At 34.0% G+C, this 18180-nt stretch carries 17 protein-coding genes; all 17 read left to right on the top strand.

From position 1 onward, the window contains the following. The first annotated feature begins 138 nt into the window (after positions 1-138). The 17 genes from B5X47_RS06400 (at position 139) to mmdA (ending at position 18166) form a co-directional block, all read left to right on the top strand. Positions 139-981 carry a MerR family transcriptional regulator gene (locus B5X47_RS06400; protein ID WP_079589363.1) on the top strand — a complete coding sequence of 281 codons (843 nt, stop codon included), beginning with the start codon at positions 139-141 and terminating at the stop codon, positions 979-981. 279 nt (positions 982-1260) lie between these two features. Then, positions 1261-2523 carry an arginine deiminase gene (arcA, locus tag B5X47_RS06395; protein WP_330395747.1) on the top strand — a complete coding sequence of 421 codons (1263 nt, stop codon included), beginning with the start codon at positions 1261-1263 and terminating at the stop codon, positions 2521-2523. 70 nt (positions 2524-2593) lie between these two features. Next, a complete protein-coding gene (gene argF, locus B5X47_RS06390; protein WP_079589362.1) occupies positions 2594-3592 on the top strand; it encodes an ornithine carbamoyltransferase in 999 nt (332 codons plus the stop codon). Between the two features lie 90 nt (positions 3593-3682). Beyond that, positions 3683-4618: a carbamate kinase gene (gene arcC, locus B5X47_RS06385; RefSeq protein WP_079589361.1), complete on the top strand. Its 936-nt coding sequence runs from the start codon at positions 3683-3685 to the stop codon at positions 4616-4618. 119 nt (positions 4619-4737) lie between these two features. Then, a complete protein-coding gene (locus B5X47_RS06380; RefSeq protein ID WP_079589360.1) occupies positions 4738-5541 on the top strand; it encodes a TrmB family transcriptional regulator in 804 nt (267 codons plus the stop codon). A 182-nt stretch (positions 5542-5723) separates the two neighbouring features. Beyond that, entirely contained in the window at positions 5724-5987 is a 264-nt protein-coding gene (locus tag B5X47_RS06375) for a Veg family protein (RefSeq protein WP_013361148.1), read from the top strand. 167 nt (positions 5988-6154) lie between these two features. Continuing rightward, positions 6155-7033: a 4-(cytidine 5'-diphospho)-2-C-methyl-D-erythritol kinase gene (gene ispE / locus B5X47_RS06370; protein WP_079589359.1), complete on the top strand. Its 879-nt coding sequence runs from the start codon at positions 6155-6157 to the stop codon at positions 7031-7033. Then, positions 7017-7697, top strand: a complete 681-nt coding sequence (locus B5X47_RS06365; protein WP_013361150.1) for a GntR family transcriptional regulator — start codon at positions 7017-7019, stop codon at positions 7695-7697. The genes ispE and B5X47_RS06365 overlap by 17 nt, the downstream gene beginning before the upstream one ends. 5 nt (positions 7698-7702) lie before the next feature. Beyond that, positions 7703-8773, top strand: a complete 1071-nt coding sequence (locus tag B5X47_RS06360; protein WP_079589358.1) for a D-alanine--D-alanine ligase family protein — start codon at positions 7703-7705, stop codon at positions 8771-8773. 23 nt (positions 8774-8796) lie between these two features. Then, positions 8797-9222, top strand: coding sequence for a YwiB family protein (locus tag B5X47_RS06355; RefSeq protein WP_079589357.1), 426 nt, complete (start codon positions 8797-8799; stop codon positions 9220-9222). A 30-nt stretch (positions 9223-9252) separates the two neighbouring features. Then, positions 9253-10647: a tRNA lysidine(34) synthetase TilS gene (tilS, locus tag B5X47_RS06350; protein WP_079589356.1), complete on the top strand. Its 1395-nt coding sequence runs from the start codon at positions 9253-9255 to the stop codon at positions 10645-10647. Positions 10648-10713: 66 nt separating this feature from the next. Further along, the gene (ftsH, locus tag B5X47_RS06345) at positions 10714-12690 is read left to right on the top strand and encodes an ATP-dependent zinc metalloprotease FtsH (protein ID WP_079589355.1); all 1977 of its coding nucleotides are present in this window, start codon (positions 10714-10716) and stop codon (positions 12688-12690) included. A 352-nt stretch (positions 12691-13042) separates the two neighbouring features. Further along, entirely contained in the window at positions 13043-14722 is a 1680-nt protein-coding gene (locus B5X47_RS06340) for an acyl-CoA mutase large subunit family protein (protein WP_079589354.1), read from the top strand. 36 nt (positions 14723-14758) lie between these two features. Beyond that, positions 14759-15163 carry a cobalamin B12-binding domain-containing protein gene (locus B5X47_RS06335; protein WP_079589353.1) on the top strand — a complete coding sequence of 135 codons (405 nt, stop codon included), beginning with the start codon at positions 14759-14761 and terminating at the stop codon, positions 15161-15163. Positions 15164-15190: 27 nt separating this feature from the next. Next, positions 15191-16123, top strand: coding sequence for a methylmalonyl Co-A mutase-associated GTPase MeaB (meaB, locus tag B5X47_RS06330; RefSeq protein ID WP_079589352.1), 933 nt, complete (start codon positions 15191-15193; stop codon positions 16121-16123). Positions 16124-16181: 58 nt separating this feature from the next. After that, a complete protein-coding gene (gene mce, locus B5X47_RS06325; protein WP_013361159.1) occupies positions 16182-16589 on the top strand; it encodes a methylmalonyl-CoA epimerase in 408 nt (135 codons plus the stop codon). A gap of 35 nt (positions 16590-16624) precedes the next feature. After that, positions 16625-18166 (top strand): methylmalonyl-CoA decarboxylase subunit alpha, encoded by a 1542-nt coding sequence (gene mmdA / locus B5X47_RS06320; protein ID WP_079589351.1) that lies wholly within the window; start codon positions 16625-16627, stop codon positions 18164-18166. The last annotated feature ends 14 nt before the right edge of the window (positions 18167-18180 follow it).

Raw genomic sequence — 18180 nt, 5'->3', positions numbered from 1 at the left:
GTGAGTTGATTATAAACTTTAGAGTTACTCAAAGGTCAAATATTTTTTTACAAAAAAAGTATATTGAGTTTTTTTATAGCTGAATTTAAAGTATAATAATCCAAACAATAGATATAGTCATAAGTAAAGGAGAGATTTATGAAAGAAAAGTTCATGATTGGAGAATTGGCCAAACTTTTCAATATAAGCACGGATACTATTAGACATTATGACAAAAAAGGATTACTTAAGCCTCAGTGCAATAAAGATAATTCCTATAGGTATTATGATGTTAGGGATTTTTTTAAGCTTAGCAGGATACTTTTCTTTAAAAGTCTAGATATATCGCTTGAGGATATAAAAAATTATCTCCATAATAAAAATACTGAAAATCTTTTGGTTCTTTTAAAGAAAAAAGAGAAGGAGGCCCATGCAAAGGTTCAACACTGGAGTGCTTTAGAAAATAAGATTAAGACAAAAATACAGATAATTGAGTCAGCTCAAAAAGATTTAGACATAGTGAGACTAAAGATGATGCCAGCTAGAAGTGGTATTTTTCTTAGAATAAAGCAAAAGGATGATCATTATGAAACTAAGAAAATGTTTAGCGACAACAAACAGTATATAGCTATGAGTTCATGGCTTGTTGATGGACAGATATACACCTCTCTGGAAAAGGAAGATTTGGAAAAAGGTATTTTTAATAAGTTTAGTTATTTTATTGAGCTTCCATTTACTGAAGATATTTTAAAACCGGAAATAATAACCTTGCCTAAAGGAGAGTATGCTTGCATTAGTTTTTTGGGACCCTATAGAGATATGCATAGGCATTATGAAATTTTAATTTCATGGATAGAGCTCAATGGCTATGAGATTACAGGAAACTCAATAGAAAAAAACATTGTGGATTATGATTTTTCTGATTCTGAAGAAGAATACATATCTGAGATTCAAATCCCAGTAAAAAAATCAACAGGGCAAAATAATGTATTGAAAATATAAATTATAAGGATTATAGTTAGAAAAATTAAAAAGTATAATTATCGGAAAATAAAGAAAATTGGATTAAATTAATTATTTGAAATTTTGAAAAAATATACAGGAAAACATTTGACACAATTATTATGCTAGTATTATACTAACTGTGTAGATAATAACCACCTTTGTAGTACAATAAATGTTTAATTTATTTTTATTGGGTATATAATATTAGGTGAGACTGATTATCACCTACCTATTATTTAAAATATGGTAGCATGGTATAACAAAATTTTCAAAGTTATGGAAAAAAATAAAATTGAGGTGACTGTAATGGAAGACAAGAAGGTTCTTAATGTTTATTCAGAAATTGGTAAACTAAAGACTGTACTGCTTCACAGACCAGGAAAAGAAATTGAGAATCTTACACCAGATCTGATGGATAGACTGTTGTTTGATGATATTCCTTACTTGGAAGTAGCCAGACAAGAGCATGATGCTTTTGCCAAAATTTTATCTGACAATGGAGTAGAGGTACTCTATTTGGAGGATTTAGCAGCAGAGGCAATCGAAGATGCTAGTGTAAAAGAAAGATTTGTAGAGGAATATATTAAAGAAGCTGGAATTCTTGGTGAGAAGAAAAAACAGCTAGTAAAAGAACTCTTATTAAATTGTAAAACAAATAGAGAATTAGTTGACAAAATGATGGAGGGAATCAGAAAATCAGAACTTCCAAATTACAATGCAACTTCTCTTGCTGACATGGCAGACTCAGGCTATCCTTTCGTGGCAGACCCTATGCCTAATCTATATTTCACGCGAGATCCTTTTGCTACTATTGGCTCTGGAATTTCGTTGAATCACATGCGCACTGTTACAAGAAATAGAGAAACCTTATTTGCAAAGTATATCTTTGAAAATCATCCACGCTTTAAAGATAGTAACATTCCTAGATGGTTTGACAGGGATGACACCACTTCATTAGAAGGCGGAGATGAGCTTGTACTTAATAAAGAAGTACTAGCTATAGGTATTTCTGAAAGAACAGATGCTGCTTCTATCGAAAAAATGGCGAAACGTATTTTTGATAAGGATGAGAGCTTTAAAACAGTTTTAGCTTTCCACATACCTAATAAAAGAGCGTTTATGCATCTAGATACAGTTTTCACAATGATTGATTTTGACAAATTTACAATACATCCTGAAATCGAAGGACCTCTTACAGTATATGCTATTAGCAGAGGAGAAGGTAACAGTATAAAAATCCAAAAAGAAACTCAGGAGCTAGATAAGGTATTGGCAAAATATCTTGAAGTTGAAAAGGTTACTTTAATCCGTTGTGGTGGAGGAGATATGATTGATGCCGCTAGAGAGCAGTGGAATGATGGATCGAATACTCTTGCAATTGCTCCAGGTGAGGTAGTTGTTTATTCTAGAAATCATGTAACAAATAAGCTACTTGAGGAAGCTGGAGTAAAGCTTCATATAATGCCATCGAGTGAGCTTTCAAGAGGTAGAGGCGGTCCACGCTGCATGTCTATGCCTTTATACAGAGAAAATCTATAATACACTTAAACTTAGGCTTGGCCTATAGAATAATAATAATTTTTAATTTAAAAATTGGAGGGAATACAATATGCCAGTAAGTCTTAAAGGAAGAAGTTTTTTAACATTAAAGCATTTTACACCAGAAGAAATCAACTATCTTTTAGATCTATCAGCTGATTTAAAAGCGAAAAAAAGAGCAGGCATTAAAGGAAATCTACTTGAAGGGAAAAATGTAGTTTTACTATTTGAAAAAACCTCAACAAGAACTAGATGCGCATTTGAAGTTGGAGTACTTGATGAAGGTGGTCATGTTACATTCTTAGGTTCTGGCGATAGTCAAATGGGTAAAAAAGAATCAATCGAAGATACAGCTAAGGTACTTGGAAGATTTTATGATGGTATTGAGTTTAGAGGCTTTAAGCAGGAGACAGTAGAAATTTTAGCAGCAAATGCAGGAGTGCCAGTATGGAACGGTCTTACTGACCTTTATCACCCAACTCAAATTTTAGCTGACTTTTTAACTATCAAAGAGCATGTTGCTAAGCCACTTAACAAAGTTAAATTTGTTTATGCTGGAGATGCAAGAAATAACATGGGTAACTCTTTAATGATAGGTGCAGCAAAAATGGGTATGGAGTTCTGGGGTCTTGCACCAAAAGAATTATGGCCAGCAGAAGAGCTAGTTGCTGAAATGAAAGAAGTTGCTAAGGAAACTGGCGCATCTATTAACTTCAGTGAAAATATAGATGATGTAAAAAATGCAGATGTTATTTATACAGATGTATGGGTTTCTATGGGTGAAGAGGCTATGTTTGAAGAAAGAATCAAGCAGCTTAAGCCTTACCAAGTTAACATGGATATGATTAAGAAGACAGAAAACCCAGATGTTCTATTCTTACATTGCTTACCAGCTTTCCATGATTTAAACACAACAGTAGGTAAAGATATCTATGAGAAGTTTGGACTTGAGTCTATGGAAGTTACTGATGAAGTTTTCAGAAGCAGACATTCAAAAGTATTTGATGAGGCTGAAAACAGAATGCATACTATAAAAGCTGTAATGGTTGCAACTATAGGAAACTTATAAGATTAATCGATTAAATAAAAAAACTAAAAGCAGGGGAGTTTTCCCTGCTTTTATAGACTTAAATTATGCATAAAACTAGGAGGAAAATGAATGAAAGATAAAATTGTTGTTGCACTAGGAGGAAACGCCCTTGGGAATACACCTGAGGAGCAAATTCAAGCTGTAAGACATACAGCAAAGCCAATCGTGGATTTGATAGCTGATGGTCATGAGGTTATAATAGCCCATGGCAACGGACCACAGGTAGGTATGATAAATCTTGCTATGGATGTAGCTTCAAAATCATCTGCGGCTACTCCAGAAATGCCATTTCCAGAGTGTGGAGCTATGAGCCAAGGTTATATAGGCTACCATCTTCAAAATGCGATTAGAGAAGAACTACTTGAAAGAGATATGCAAATCCCAGTAGCTACTGTAGTTACTCAAGTAATAGTAGATAAAAATGATTCAGCATTTGAAAACCCAACTAAACCTGTTGGAGCTTTTTACTCTAAAGAAGAGGCAGAAAAGCTAATGACAGAAAAAGGCTTTGTAATGAAAGAGGATGCAGGTAGAGGCTATAGAAGAGTTGTTGCTTCACCACTTCCTATAGATGTAGCGGAAAAAGAAACAATAAAGACTCTAGTTGACAACAATCAAGTAGTTATTGCTGTTGGCGGAGGAGGAATTCCTGTTTATGCTGAAGGAAATAAATTAATCGGAATTCCTGCAGTTATTGATAAGGATTTTGCTTCAGCAAAGCTTGCTGAAATTTTAGATGCAGATTACCTAATCATTCTTACAGCAGTAGAGCAAGTTGCTATTAATTTTGGAAAAGAAAACGAGCAGTGGCTTTCAACTTTAACTATAAATGAAGCTGAAAAATATATTGAAGAAGGACATTTCGCTCCTGGCTCAATGCTTCCAAAGGTTAAAGCAGCTATATCCTTTGCTGAGTCAAAAGAAGGCAGAAAAGCTCTTATTACATCATTGGAAAAAGCATCAGCAGGTATTGCAGGTCAGACAGGGACAAGAATAGTAAAATAGTATATAATGTAGTGAAAGGGAAGAGAAATCTTCCCTTTTATTTAAAATAGAGTTGTTATGATTTTAAACGATTAAAACCATAACAATTTTATTTTATAAAAATTTAAGGAGGAGCCATTTTGGACCAGGAAAGAATTATAGAAAAAATGATGGATTTTGGACTAAATAAATATGAAGCAAAGGCCTATGTCGCTCTAATTAAAAATCCTGAAGTTACAGCATATGAACTAAGTAAAGATTCTGGAGTTCCCCAAGCTAAAATATATGAAACTATGAGTAAGCTTCTGTCAAAAAACTTAGTTAATATAATTGGAGATAGCCCTACAAAATATATTCCTGTTGATTTTGATGCATTTTTAGATACATACAAAGAAAATGTTGAGTATTCTGTAGATTATCTTAAAAAGAATATTAAAAACTTAAGCCAGTCACAAAAAGTGTCATATCTATGGCATTTGGAAGGAAGAGATAATATTTTCCAAAAGATAAAAAACATGATACCTAAAGCAAATTCCTTTTTATATTTAGAAGCTTGGGCTGAAGAGTTTGATTTTTTTGCAGATGAGCTAAAGGAAGTTGAAAGTAAAGGAATAGAAATTGTGAGTGTTATCTATGGAGATACTAAAAATGATATAGGGATTATGCATTTTCATGAGATGGAAGGGCTTGAAAAGCAAGTTGAGGAAGTTGGAAGGTGGTTTACACTTGTCGTAGATGGAGCAGAGTCTTTATTTGCTGTTTTTGTTGAAAAAGGAATAGACCAAGGAATATGGACAGAGAATAAGGCATTTATGCTCATGGCAGAGTCATTTATTTCACATGATATTTTTATAGCTGAAATATATAAAATGCATAAGCTGGAACTAGATAAAGAGTTTGGACCCAACATGCAGCATATAAGAAAGTATGTAAAAACGAAATAATATAGCATATTTTTTGTATAATTATTCCAAATTATTGAACTACAAAATAATTATTTTATAAATCCGATTTTATTTATTGACAACGCTTATGTACTTGGATTATAATTAAAATTTACAAATTTGACAATTGCTCTCTACTGTGCTATTATATAAATAGTGATAATAGAGAAGAGGGTGATTTTTTGGCTACGAAACATACCTTAGAAGGAATAAGAAAGAGTATTGAAAAGCACCTGGGAAAAAAGATAATTCTAAAAGCCAACAAAGGCAGAAAAAAGATTATTGTTAGGGAAGGCATCCTAGAAAATGCATATCCTAATGTTTTCGTTGTCAGGCTTGATGGAAACTACGAAACTACTACTAGAGTATCTTATAGCTATTCTGATGTACTTACATCTACTGTGAAACTAAAACTGAGTAAAAACGACTTAGCTAAACTTTCTTAGTATATTACTACATAGAAACCCCTTTTATTAATATAAGAGGGGTTTTTTGTATGCAGAATTATTTTCGATTATAATTACAGTTTTTATGTATTTTGCAAGTTTTGTATAGTATAATGTTCTTATTGTATAAAAAATACATAATTCTCAATTGTGCTTTTGGAGGAAGAATGGAAAAGTTAGTAGTAAAAGCAAATGCAAAGATAAACCTTACTTTAGATGTTATAGGTAAACGTGAAGATGGCTATCATTTGTTGGATATGGTAATGCACAGCGTTGGTATATATGATGAAATAACTATAAAAAAGAATTATGAAAACAATATAAAGGTAAGCTGTGATAATAATAGCTTAGAAATAGACGAAATGAACTCTGCATTTAAAGCAGCAAAGTTAATTATGGAAGAAAAAGAATTTTCAGGAGTGGATATACATATTAATAAAACCATACCAATTGGCGCAGGAATGGCTGGGGGAAGTGCTGATGCAGCAGCTGTAATAGTTGGAATAAATGAGCTTTTTAATCTCAACATGTCACTTGAGGAAATGAAAAGTATAGCTCTTAAAATAGGAGCAGATGTACCCTTTTGTATAGAAGGAGGGTGTGTAAGAGCAACAGGAATTGGAGAAAAAATGGAAAAGCTACCAATTATGGATTTGAATCTGCTAATTATTAAGCCAGATGAGTCTATATCTACAGCTTTTGTATATAAGAATCTATTTCTTTCAGAACTTGCAAATAGACCTGACAATAATGGCTTTATAAAGGCTATGAATTATAAGAATTTAGATGAAATGGTAAAAACTATGGGGAATGTATTAGAGAGTGTTACAGCAAGTAAAGTTTCATTGATAAACGAAATAAAAAAAGACATGATAAATGGCAAGGCGAAAATTTCTATGATGACTGGCAGTGGAACTGCAGTATTTGGAATTTTCGAATCCATTTCAGATTTGAAAGATTGTTATGAGAGTTTAAGATTTAAATATAATGAAATTTTTGTAACTAAAACAGAGAGAGGAGGAGTTTATATTGAATCGAGGGATTAATAAGCTCAATATAAAAGATATAAAACCACTTAGAGAAATTGTATTCGAGCATCTTAGAAATGCAATTTTAGATGGAACGTTGCTACCTGGAGAGAGGTTAATGGAAGTTCAGCTAGCTGACAAGCTAGGTGTGTCTAGAACTCCTATTAGAGAAGCTATTAGAAAGCTAGAGCTAGAAGGTTTAGTAGAAATGATTCCTAGAAGAGGGGCTCAGGTTTCAGATCTTTCTGTAAAAGATGTAGCTGATGTGCTTGAAGTAAGAGAAACCTTAGAAGGCTTAGCAGCATCACTAGCTGCAGTGAATATGAGTGAAGAAGAGCTTAAGGAGCTAGAAAAAGCGTATATAGCCCTTATTAAAAGTGTAGAGGAAAAAAATATTGAAAAAATTATAAGATGGGATTCTAGATTCCATGATGTTTTGTTAAGTGCCTCTAGAAATCCAAGATTAGTAAAGGTTAATGCTGTTCTTATAGAGCAAGTTCATAGATTTAGAAAAAGCTATATTGAAGACATTACTACAGCGAAATATATAGTTCATAGCCACAAAAAAATATTAGATGCTTTAAAATCTAGGGATCCAGAGATATCTAGAGCTTGTGCTATGGAACATATAAGAGAGGTAAAGGAGTTCATACTCGATAAATACAAAAAAAAGGCTAGGTGAAAATAATGAACATTGGATTAATATTTGGTGGAAAATCTGCAGAGTATGAAGTTTCACTTCAGTCTGCAATGCATATTTACAAAAGACTTAATAAGGATGTTCATAATGTATATCTCATAGGAATGGACAGAGATGGTTTTATGCATTACTTTGATGGAAGCATCGAAGAGGTTTCAGATGGAAGCTGGTTCGATAAAAAAACTTCAGCTGAAGTGATTTTATATAGTAACAAGAAAAAACCAGGAATTTATGATAATGATAAAGTGATTGCTGAGCTTGAGCTTGTTTTTCCAGTTCTTCATGGACCATATGGTGAAGATGGAAAGCTTCAAGGTTTACTAGAGCTTTCAGGCATACCTTACGTAGGATGTTCAGTCCTAGCGTCTGCTAACGGAATGGATAAGGATATGGCGAAGAAAATATTCTCTTATGAAGGGATAAACCAAGTGCCTCATATAACTTGTTATTCATATGAGCAAGCACAAGAGATTGTTTCAAGAGCAGAAGCTAATTTAGGTTATCCTTGCTTTATTAAACCAGCCAATATGGGATCAAGTGTTGGAATATCAAAAGCTAAAGATAAACAACAGCTGGTTTTAGCTATGCAAAAAGCTTTTGAGTATGACCATAAAATAATAATTGAAAAAGGCGTTAATGCAAGAGAAATAGAAGTTGCTGTGCTAGGCAATTGCGATAATATTAGAATATCAGTTGCTGGAGAGATAATTCCTTCAGATGAGTTTTATGATTATGATGCTAAGTACAAAAGCAATGCATCTCAGCTTATCATACCAGCAGACCTTAGTTTTGAAGCTGATAGACAGATTCAAGACATGGCATATAGGGCATATAAAGGCTTAAATGCAGAGGGACTTTGCAGAATAGATTTTTTTGTAGACAAGGATACTCAAAAGGTGTATCTTAATGAAGTTAACTCAATGCCAGGATTTACATCTATTAGCATGTATCCGAAGCTTTGGGAAAATAGTGGAGTATCTTATGAAAACTTATTAGAAGAACTAATTGATTTAGCTATACAAAGGCATAAGAGAGATTCTTCTAAAAAGAATATGTAGGTGTTAGTTGAAAGGTGATACATTTGAATAAGGCAATTATAAATATAAGAACTACTCAGGTAGACATTAATACAAAGCAAGATGAAGTTATTGAGTTAATAACAGAAGGAAAGTTTTACAAAAAAAGCGATGCTTATTATCTTGTTTATGATGAGAGCGAAATTTCTGGAATGCAAGGAACGACTACTACATTAAAAATAAAAGATAATCAAGTTGTTTTAAGAAGGCTAGGTAGCAACTCCTCAACTATGGAGTTTGAAAAGAATAAAAGACATAGGACTCAATATAAAACACCATATGGAAGTATGACAATGGAAATGCTGACTAAAAGCGTGGATGTTTATATTAAAGAAGAGCCTCTTGAAATTGATATCATAATAGAATATGATATTTTGATAAAAAATATGTTTGAAGGAAAAAACAGTATGCACATAACTGTTAATAAATAAAAGATGAATATATTGTAAAGGATGAACTCGATGGTTATTGAAAAAATTAAGCAAACCATAGAAAGAGAAAATCTTATAGAAAATAAAGATAAAATTTTGGTAGCACTATCTGGAGGACCAGATTCCGTATGTCTGTTGCATGCTTTAAAGAAATTGGAGACATATTATAATATAAAAATTTATGCGGCTCATTTAAATCATAAAATTAGGGGGATAGAAGCCCAAAAGGATGCACTTTATGCTGCAAAATTATGTGATGAGCTAGATGTTCCATTTTTTGTAAAGGCTATAGATGTACCAGCATATGCAAAAGAAAAGAAAATGACATTAGAAGAAGCTGCGAGAAAACTGAGATATGATATGCTTTTTGAAGTAAAAAATCGTATAGGAGCGAAAAAAATTGCTGTAGCTCATAATCTAGATGATCAAGCAGAAACAGTTATAATGAGACTTATACGCGGTACAGGTATCACAGGTCTTAAGGGCATGGATTACAAGAGAGTCGATGGAGTTATTAGACCTCTTATGGATACTTCAAAAGCTAACATTGTAAGTTATTGCGATGAAAACAAACTAAACCCTAGAATAGATTACACGAATTTAGAAACGGAATATACAAGAAATAAGATTAGACTAAAATTACTTCCTTTTATAGAGCAAGAATTTTCAGCTAATATTAAGGATACAATTTCAAGAATGGCAAATGTATTAAGAGAAGATAGTGATTATCTAGAAGCTGAAGCTCAAAGAATTTTCGAAGAGCAGGTGCTTGAAAATACAAATGAAACCATTAAACTTGATATAGAAGAGCTGAAAGGAACTCATTCCTCTTTAGTAAAAAGACTTATTAGGATGGCAATAAAAACTTTAGCTGGCACACTTGAAGGCATTGATAATGTACATATAGAGGATATCTTATCTCTTATCAAAAATTCTAAAAATCAGCTTAAACTGAATCTTCCTAAAGGCTTGATGGTATATAAAACTACAGATGGTTTAATTTTTACTTTTGAAGAAATATCTTTTGAAAATGTAAATTACAACTATATTTTGGAACCAGATGGGTATATACAAATAGATGAAATCGGCATGCGCATTGAATCTAAAATTATGTCAAAAGAAAGATGCATTGCACTTCCGACAGGTCAGTATACCAAAGCTTTTGATTATGATAAAATCAAAGGTAATTTAATTGTCAGATCAAGATTAGATGGTGACAGAATGAAACCTATGGGGTTAGGAGGGACGAAGAAGCTTAAAGACATTTTTATTGATTTAAAAATCCCAAGAGAAAAAAGAAACAGCATTGCTGTACTTTCTGATGACAAAGGAATCTTGTGGCTTATGGGACATAAGATTAGCGAGGATTATAAAATTGATGAAAATACTAAAAGAGTAATTAGAATAACTTGCAAAACTTTATAAAAAAAATGTTGTATGATATACTTTGATATATCTTAAATCGAAATAGTTAGAGAGGAGGGCTTCTTTTTGAAAAAATTTTTCAGAGGAGCAGGCTTTTATCTACTTATATTTTTAATTATCATCTCGGTTGTTCAGCTTTTTGGGAACCAGACTCAGGAGATTAGGGATATACCGTTTTCAGAGTTTTACCAAAATCTTAAAGCAGAAGATGTTAAAGAGGTAAAATTTGTAGATAGAAGAATTACAGGAACATTAAAGAGTACAAATGAAACATTCACGTCGTATTTACCTTATTCAATCAATGAGGAGAGCTTGTCTTCGGAAATATTAAAACAAGCACAAGAGAAAAAGCTAGTAGTTACAGGTGAGCCTGTACCAGCTACACCTTGGCTTATTGAAATACTGCCTTCACTATTTATGATATTGATTTTTGTAGTGATTTGGTTCGTATTTATGCAGCAGTCTCAAGGTGGCGGTAGCAAGGTTATGAATTTTGGAAAGTCCAAAGCAAAAATGCATAAAGGTGATGAAAAAGTCAAAGTAACTTTTAAGGAAGTCGCTGGACTAGACGAAGAAAAAGAGGAGCTTGAGGAAATTGTAGATTTCCTGAAAAATCCTAAAAAATATATTGAGCTAGGAGCCAGAATACCAAAAGGTATCTTGATGGTAGGTCCTCCTGGAACAGGTAAAACATATCTTTCTAAGGCAGTTGCTGGAGAAGCTAAAGTGCCATTTTTCTCTATAAGTGGTTCTGACTTTGTTGAGATGTTTGTTGGGGTCGGAGCATCTAGAGTGAGAGATTTGTTTGAGCAAGCCAAAAAATCAGCTCCATGTATCATTTTCATAGACGAAATTGATGCAGTTGGAAGAAAAAGAGGAGCAGGTCTTGGAGGCGGACATGATGAAAGAGAACAAACGCTTAATCAGCTTCTAGTTGAAATGGATGGTTTTGGAGTGAATGAAGGAGTTATTATCATGGCTGCTACAAACAGACCAGATATCTTAGACCCTGCTTTACTTAGACCAGGTCGTTTTGACAGACAGGTGCTAGTTGGTTCTCCAGATGCAAAAGGCAGAGAAGAGATTCTAAAGGTTCACGCAAGAAATAAGCCTCTTGCTGAAGATGTTAATTTAAAGGTTCTTGCAAGAAGAACGCCAGGATTTACTCCAGCTGATATTGAAAATCTTATGAACGAAGCAGCTCTTCTTACTGCAAGATTAAATGAGAAAACAATAAAAATGGATACTATAGAAGAAGCAATCACTAAGGTTATAGCTGGTATTCCGAAAAAATCAAAAGTAATAAGTGAAAAAGAAAGAAAGCTTACAGCATATCATGAAGCAGGTCATGCTGTTGTGGCATCACTATTGCCACATACAGACCCTGTTCATCAGGTTACTATTATTCCAAGAGGTAGAGCTGGAGGATTTACAATGATTCTCCCTACTGAAGATAAATACTATGCTACAAAAACTGAAATGGAAGAGCAATTAGTGCATCTATTAGGTGGTAGGGTAGCTGAAAGATTAGTTTTAGATGATATATCAACTGGAGCTCAAAATGACTTGGAAAGAGTATCTGCAATTGCTCGTGCTATGGTTACAAAATATGCAATGAGTGAAAAGCTTGGTTCTATGGCATTTGGAGATTCTTCAGATGAAGTTTTCCTTGGAAGAGATTTTACTACTAGAAGGAATTATTCTGAAGAGGTAGCTTCAGAAATCGATAGAGAAATAAGAAGAATAGTCGATGAAGCATATCATATGACAGAAAAGCTTCTTAGTGACAATATAGAAAAGCTTCATGGTGTTGCAAAAGCATTATTAAAATATGAAACTCTTGATGCAGCTCAATTCCAAAAAGCTTTTGCTGGCGAGCTTGATTTGACAGATGATGATTTAGAGTCAAGTGATGAAGCTAAGTCAGAAAATAAAGAGGAGCTAGGTCAGTTCATTGATGAAACTATCAGCAGTGAAACTGTTTCTGATACTCCTTCTGAACTTAAACTTGATGATGAAAGTGAAAAGGAAAAGGAAGTTTAGTATAAAAGCTGGACTTAAATATTAAATAAGCTTAAAGCGCCTATCTGCTATTTTAAAATTAGCGATATGGCGCTTTTTTCATTGTGCATGATTTGAATTGTAATTCTGCAAAAAATACAATTTAACAATAAACTGATAGCTGAAAAATGAAGCTTTCTTAAGTTTTTATGACTAACTAATGAATACAAAAATGCATTTTATGGCATGAAATAATTCTTGGTCAAGAAATCATGAAATTTTTTCACTCAATTGCATGAAAATTACTCTGATTTCTAAAGACAAATTACAAAAAGTGTGTTAATCTTGTAGTTGGTTCCCAAACAAACATAACTATCTAGGGAGGAAAGTAAAAATGTTTAATAAGAATGATGTTTCAAAAATCAGAGAAACTGTAGAATCCTGGGAAGCTACAAAAGTAAAAAAGGCTCTGGAAAAATTCCCAGAAAGAAAAGAGACTTTTAAAAACTCATCGGAGATTGAAGTTAAAAGACTTTATACTCCAGCTGATATCGAAGAACTTGATTATGAAAGAGATTTGGGAATACCTGCTCAGTATCCATTCACTAGAGGCGTTCAAGATACCATGTACAGAGGTAGATTCTGGACAATGAGAATGTATGCTGGATTTGCTACAGCAGAGGAATCAAATAAAAGATACAAGTACCTTATTGAGCAAGGCTCTATGGGATTATCGGTTGCTTTTGACCTACCTACTCAAATGGGATATGATTCAGGTGATGAAATATCTAAAGGTGAAGTTGGGAAAGTTGGAGTTGCTATAGACTCATTAGCAGATATGGAAATTCTATTTGATGGAATTCCTCTAGATAAGGTTTCAACTTCTATGACAATTAATGCTCCAGCGGCAGTATTGCTTGCAATGTATATTGCAGTGGCTGAAAAGCAAGGAGTTACTTCAGATAAATTACGTGGTACTATTCAAAATGACATATTAAAAGAGTACGTTGCAAGAGGTACATATATTTTCCCTGTAAAACCGTCTATGAGACTTATCACTAATATATTCGAATACTGTTCTAAAGAAGTTCCTCTTTGGAATACTATCAGTATATCAGGATATCATATCAGAGAAGCAGGCTCTACTGCTGCTCAAGAAATTGCATTTACACTTTCAAATGGTATAGCTTATGTTCAGGCCGCTATAGATGCAGGTCTTGATGTAGATAGCTTTGCTCCAAGACTTTCATTCTTCTTTAATGCTCATAATGATTTATTTGAAGAAGTTGCTAAGTATAGAGCGGCTAGAAGAATCTGGGCTAAAGTTATGAAAAATAGATTTAATGCAACTAATCCTAAATCAATGATGTTAAAATTCCACACTCAAACTGGTGGATCAACACTTACAGCTCAGCAACCAGAAAACAATATCGTAAGAGTTGCAATTCAGACTTTAGCTGCTGTACTTGGTGGAACTCAGTCTCTACACACAAATTCAAAGGATGAAGCACTAGCGCTTCCTACTGAAGCATCAGTTAGAACTGCTCTTAGAACTCAACAAATTGTTGCTCATGAAAGCGGAGCGGCTGATACTATAGATCCACTTGCAGGTTCATATTATGTAGAATCGCTAACAAATCAATTAGAAGATGCAGCTATGGAGCTAATTAACAAGATTGACGATTTAGGTGGTTCTCCATCTGCAATTGAAAAAGGATATATGCAACAAGAAATTATGGATGCATCATATACTTACCAAAAGGAGATTGAATCAGGCAAAAGAATTATAGTAGGAATGAACAAATTCCAAGTTGAAGAGCCAAAACCAACAGGATTACTTAGAGTTGATCCTATAGTAGGAGAACTACAAGAAAATAAAATTGCTGACCTTAAGCAAAAAAGAGATTCTCAAAAAGTAGAGCAAGCTTTAGCTTCACTTAAAAATGCATGTAGTACGGATGAGAACTTAATGCCATATATACTAGATGCCGTAAAAGCTTATGCAACTTTAGGCGAAATCTGCAACGTTATGAGAGATGTGTTTGGAGAATACAAGCAATCTGTAATACTTTAATTATAATATTTATATAGATTTGGGGAGGAAACCAAAATGGATAGACCTATTCGTGTTTTAGTTGCTAAGCCAGGGCTTGATGGCCATGACAGAGGCGCAAAAATTATAGCTAGAGCTCTTAGAGATGCAGGTATGGAAGTTATTTATACAGGACTTAGACAAACTCCAGACCAAATAGTTCAAGCAGCTATACAAGAAGATGTAGATGTAGTAGCAATGAGCATCCTATCTGGAGCTCACAGTCACCTTCTTCCAAAAGTAGTAGAGTTATTAAAAGCTGAGAATGTTTTTGATGAAATTCTTGTCATAGGTGGAGGAGTTATTCCAGATGACGATATCCCTGAACTTAAAGAAAAGGGAATTTCTGAGGTATTTACTCCAGGTACACCTACACAAATTACAATAGATTTTATAAAAGAAAATATTAAGAAAAAAGCTTAAAAATTTATATTAAGGCAGGTAAAATCAATGGAACTTTTGGAAAGACTATTAAAAGGAGAAAAAACTGCATGCGCTAGGCTTATTAGCATAGTTGAAAACGAATCACCTGGATATGTAGAGTTATTAAAAGAGCTTCATAAACATACCAAGGGAGCTTATGTAATAGGCATAACTGGACCTCCAGGAGCAGGTAAATCAACTTTGACTGATAAGCTAATTAAAAAGCTCAGAGAAAAGGGCAAAAAAGTTGGTGTAATTGCTATAGATCCTACTAGTCCTTTTACAAAAGGTGCGATTCTAGGTGATAGAATTCGAATGGTTGATTTATCTGTAGATAAAGACGTATTTATAAGGTCGATGGGTACAAGAGGGCATTTGGGTGGTCTATCAAGGGCCACTCAAGGTGCCATAAAAATATTAGATGTATATGGCTGTGACTATATTATTGTTGAAACTGTTGGGGTAGGGCAATCTGAAGTGGATATAGTAAAGACTGCGGATACAGTTGTTATGGTAATGGTTCCAGGCTTAGGTGATGACATCCAGGCTATAAAAGCTGGAGTAATGGAAATCGGCGATGTATTTGTAGTGAATAAATCAGATAAAGACGGAGCTAAGAAAACCTTTAGAGAAGTTGAAATCATGCTTGATTTTAAAAAGGATTGGAAATTTAGACCTCCTGTTTCAATGGCGATAGGAGAAACTGGCGAAGGTATAGCTGAGCTATTTGATAATATTGAGCTTCACAGAGCATACCTTGAAACAAGTGAAGAAATTATTTCGAAAAAAATAAATAGGAATAAAGCTGAAATAAAGGAAATAGTACACGATAATATAGAAAAGAAAATTTCCTTGCTGATATCAGAGGACAGTATGTCCAAAATTTTAATGGATACGGTGAATAATGAAATAGATCCGTATTCAGTGGCTGAGAAAATCTTATCAAAGATTTTGTTGTAATATAGAATATTTTTGATATTTATATAATTAATTATTTAATAAAACTAGGAGGTTGTAAATGAACGTATCTAGAGTAGACCATATTGGTATAGCTGTAACTAATCTTGATGAAACAATTAAGTTTTATGAAGAAGTTCTTGGAATAAAATGTGAAGGTACTGAGGTAGTTGAAGACCAAAAGGTTAAGGTTGCATTTTTCCCTGTAGGGGACACTGAACTAGAATTTTTAGAATCTACATCAGAGGATGGGCCTATCGCTAAGTTTATAGAAAAAAATGGTGGAAGAGGCGGAATACAGCATGTTGCGCTTCGTGTAGACAATATAGAGGAAGCTATAGCTAACATGAAAGAAAAAGGGTATGCAATGATAGATGAAAAACCAAGATATGGAGCTGGAGGAGCAAAGATTGCTTTTTGTCATCCAAAAGCAACTGGAGGCATTCTGCTCGAGTTAAGCGAAAGATAGACATAAATCAATCAATTAATTAAGGAGGCAATAAAATGTCAGAAAAACTTGAACTGCTTCGCCAAAAAAGAGAGAAAATTGAAATGGCAGGCGGACAAAAAAGAATAGATAAACAGCATCAATCAGGAAAACTAACAGCTAGAGAGCGTATGAATGTATTCTTCGACGAAGGGACCTTTGTTGAGCTAGATGCATTTGTGAAGCATCGCTGTACAAATTTTGGCATGGACAAAGTAGATGCTCCAGCTGAAGGCGTTATAACTGGATATGGTAAAGTGGACGGAAGATTGGTTTATGCTTTCGCTCAAGACTTTACTGTAGTTGGTGGTTCGCTTGGAGAAATGCATGCTAAAAAAATGGCTAAAATTATGGATTTAGCAATGAAAATGGGAGCACCAGTTGTTGGACTAAATGATTCTGGTGGAGCTAGAATACAAGAAGCTGTTGATGCTCTTGCTGGATATGGAGAGATTTTTTATAAAAACACAATAGCTTCAGGAGTTATCCCTCAGATATCAGCAATAATGGGACCTTGTGCAGGAGGAGCTGTATACTCTCCAGCGCTTACAGATTTTATATTTATGGTTGATAAAACTAGCCAGATGTTTATAACTGGACCTCAAGTTATTAAAACAGTTACAGGAGAAGAAGTATCAGCTGAAGAACTAGGTGGAGCTATGACTCATAACTCTGTTTCAGGAGTAGCCCACTTTATTTCTGCAAATGACGAAGCTTGCCTGCTTGAAATAAGAAAGCTCCTTAGCTACTTGCCTTCAAACAATATGGAGATGGCTCCAGTATTTGAAGCGGATGATATAAACAGAGTATCTGATGAACTAAATGATATAGTGCCAGCAGATTCAAATAAGCCTTACGATATGAAAAAAATCATTACGTCAATTGTAGATTTTGGAGATTTCTTTGAAGTACAACCTTATTTTGCGAAAAATATAGTAACAGGTTTTGCTAGAATAAATGGCCAATCAGTAGGAATTATTGGAAATCAGCCTATGGTTATGGCAGGATGCCTAGATATAAATGCATCTGATAAAGCAAGTAGATTTATCAGAACTTGCGACTGCTTTAATGTGCCTATATTATCATTTGTAGACGTACCAGGATTCTTACCAGGAGCTTCACAGGAACTAGGTGGAATAATCAGACATGGAGCTAAAATGCTTTATGCATATAGCGAGGCTACTGTTCCTAAGGTTACAATAATAACTCGTAAAGCTTACGGTGGATCATATCTTGCAATGTGCTCAAAGGATTTAGGAGCGGATATGGTATATGCATGGCCATCAGCTGAAATTGCTGTAATGGGACCACAAGGAGCTGCAAATATTATATTTAAAGATGATATAAAAAATTCAGAAGACCCAGCAGCAACTAGAGCTGAAAAAATTAAAGAGTATACTGACGAATTTGCAACACCATACAAAGCGGCAGAAAGAGGCTTTGTAGATGATGTAATTGAGCCAGCACATTCGATTATAAGACTGGCTGAGGCCTTTGATATGTTGCTTTCAAAGAGAGAACAAAGACCTTCTAAAAAGCATGGAAATGTACCATTATAAAAGGAGGGCTATGA

The organism is Acetoanaerobium noterae (genome assembly GCF_900168025.1).
GTDB lineage: Bacteria > Bacillota > Clostridia > Peptostreptococcales > Filifactoraceae > Acetoanaerobium > Acetoanaerobium noterae.
The sequence above is the reverse complement of the archived record's forward strand: the minus strand, read 5'-3'. Positions and strand labels throughout refer to the sequence as shown.

Coding starts and splice junctions, on each gene's coding strand:
- B5X47_RS06400 (WP_079589363.1), top strand. CDS start 139: ATGAAAGAAAAGTTCATGATTGGAGAATTGGCCAAACTTTTCAATATA.
- B5X47_RS06360 (WP_079589358.1), top strand. CDS start 7,703: ATGAACATTGGATTAATATTTGGTGGAAAATCTGCAGAGTATGAAGTT.
- B5X47_RS06340 (WP_079589354.1), top strand. CDS start 13,043: ATGTTTAATAAGAATGATGTTTCAAAAATCAGAGAAACTGTAGAATCC.
- argF (WP_079589362.1), top strand. CDS start 2,594: ATGCCAGTAAGTCTTAAAGGAAGAAGTTTTTTAACATTAAAGCATTTT.
- B5X47_RS06335 (WP_079589353.1), top strand. CDS start 14,759: ATGGATAGACCTATTCGTGTTTTAGTTGCTAAGCCAGGGCTTGATGGC.
- ispE (WP_079589359.1), top strand. CDS start 6,155: ATGGAAAAGTTAGTAGTAAAAGCAAATGCAAAGATAAACCTTACTTTA.
- arcA (WP_330395747.1), top strand. CDS start 1,261: ATGGAAAAAAATAAAATTGAGGTGACTGTAATGGAAGACAAGAAGGTT.
- mce (WP_013361159.1), top strand. CDS start 16,182: ATGAACGTATCTAGAGTAGACCATATTGGTATAGCTGTAACTAATCTT.
- tilS (WP_079589356.1), top strand. CDS start 9,253: ATGGTTATTGAAAAAATTAAGCAAACCATAGAAAGAGAAAATCTTATA.
- mmdA (WP_079589351.1), top strand. CDS start 16,625: ATGTCAGAAAAACTTGAACTGCTTCGCCAAAAAAGAGAGAAAATTGAA.
- arcC (WP_079589361.1), top strand. CDS start 3,683: ATGAAAGATAAAATTGTTGTTGCACTAGGAGGAAACGCCCTTGGGAAT.
- meaB (WP_079589352.1), top strand. CDS start 15,191: ATGGAACTTTTGGAAAGACTATTAAAAGGAGAAAAAACTGCATGCGCT.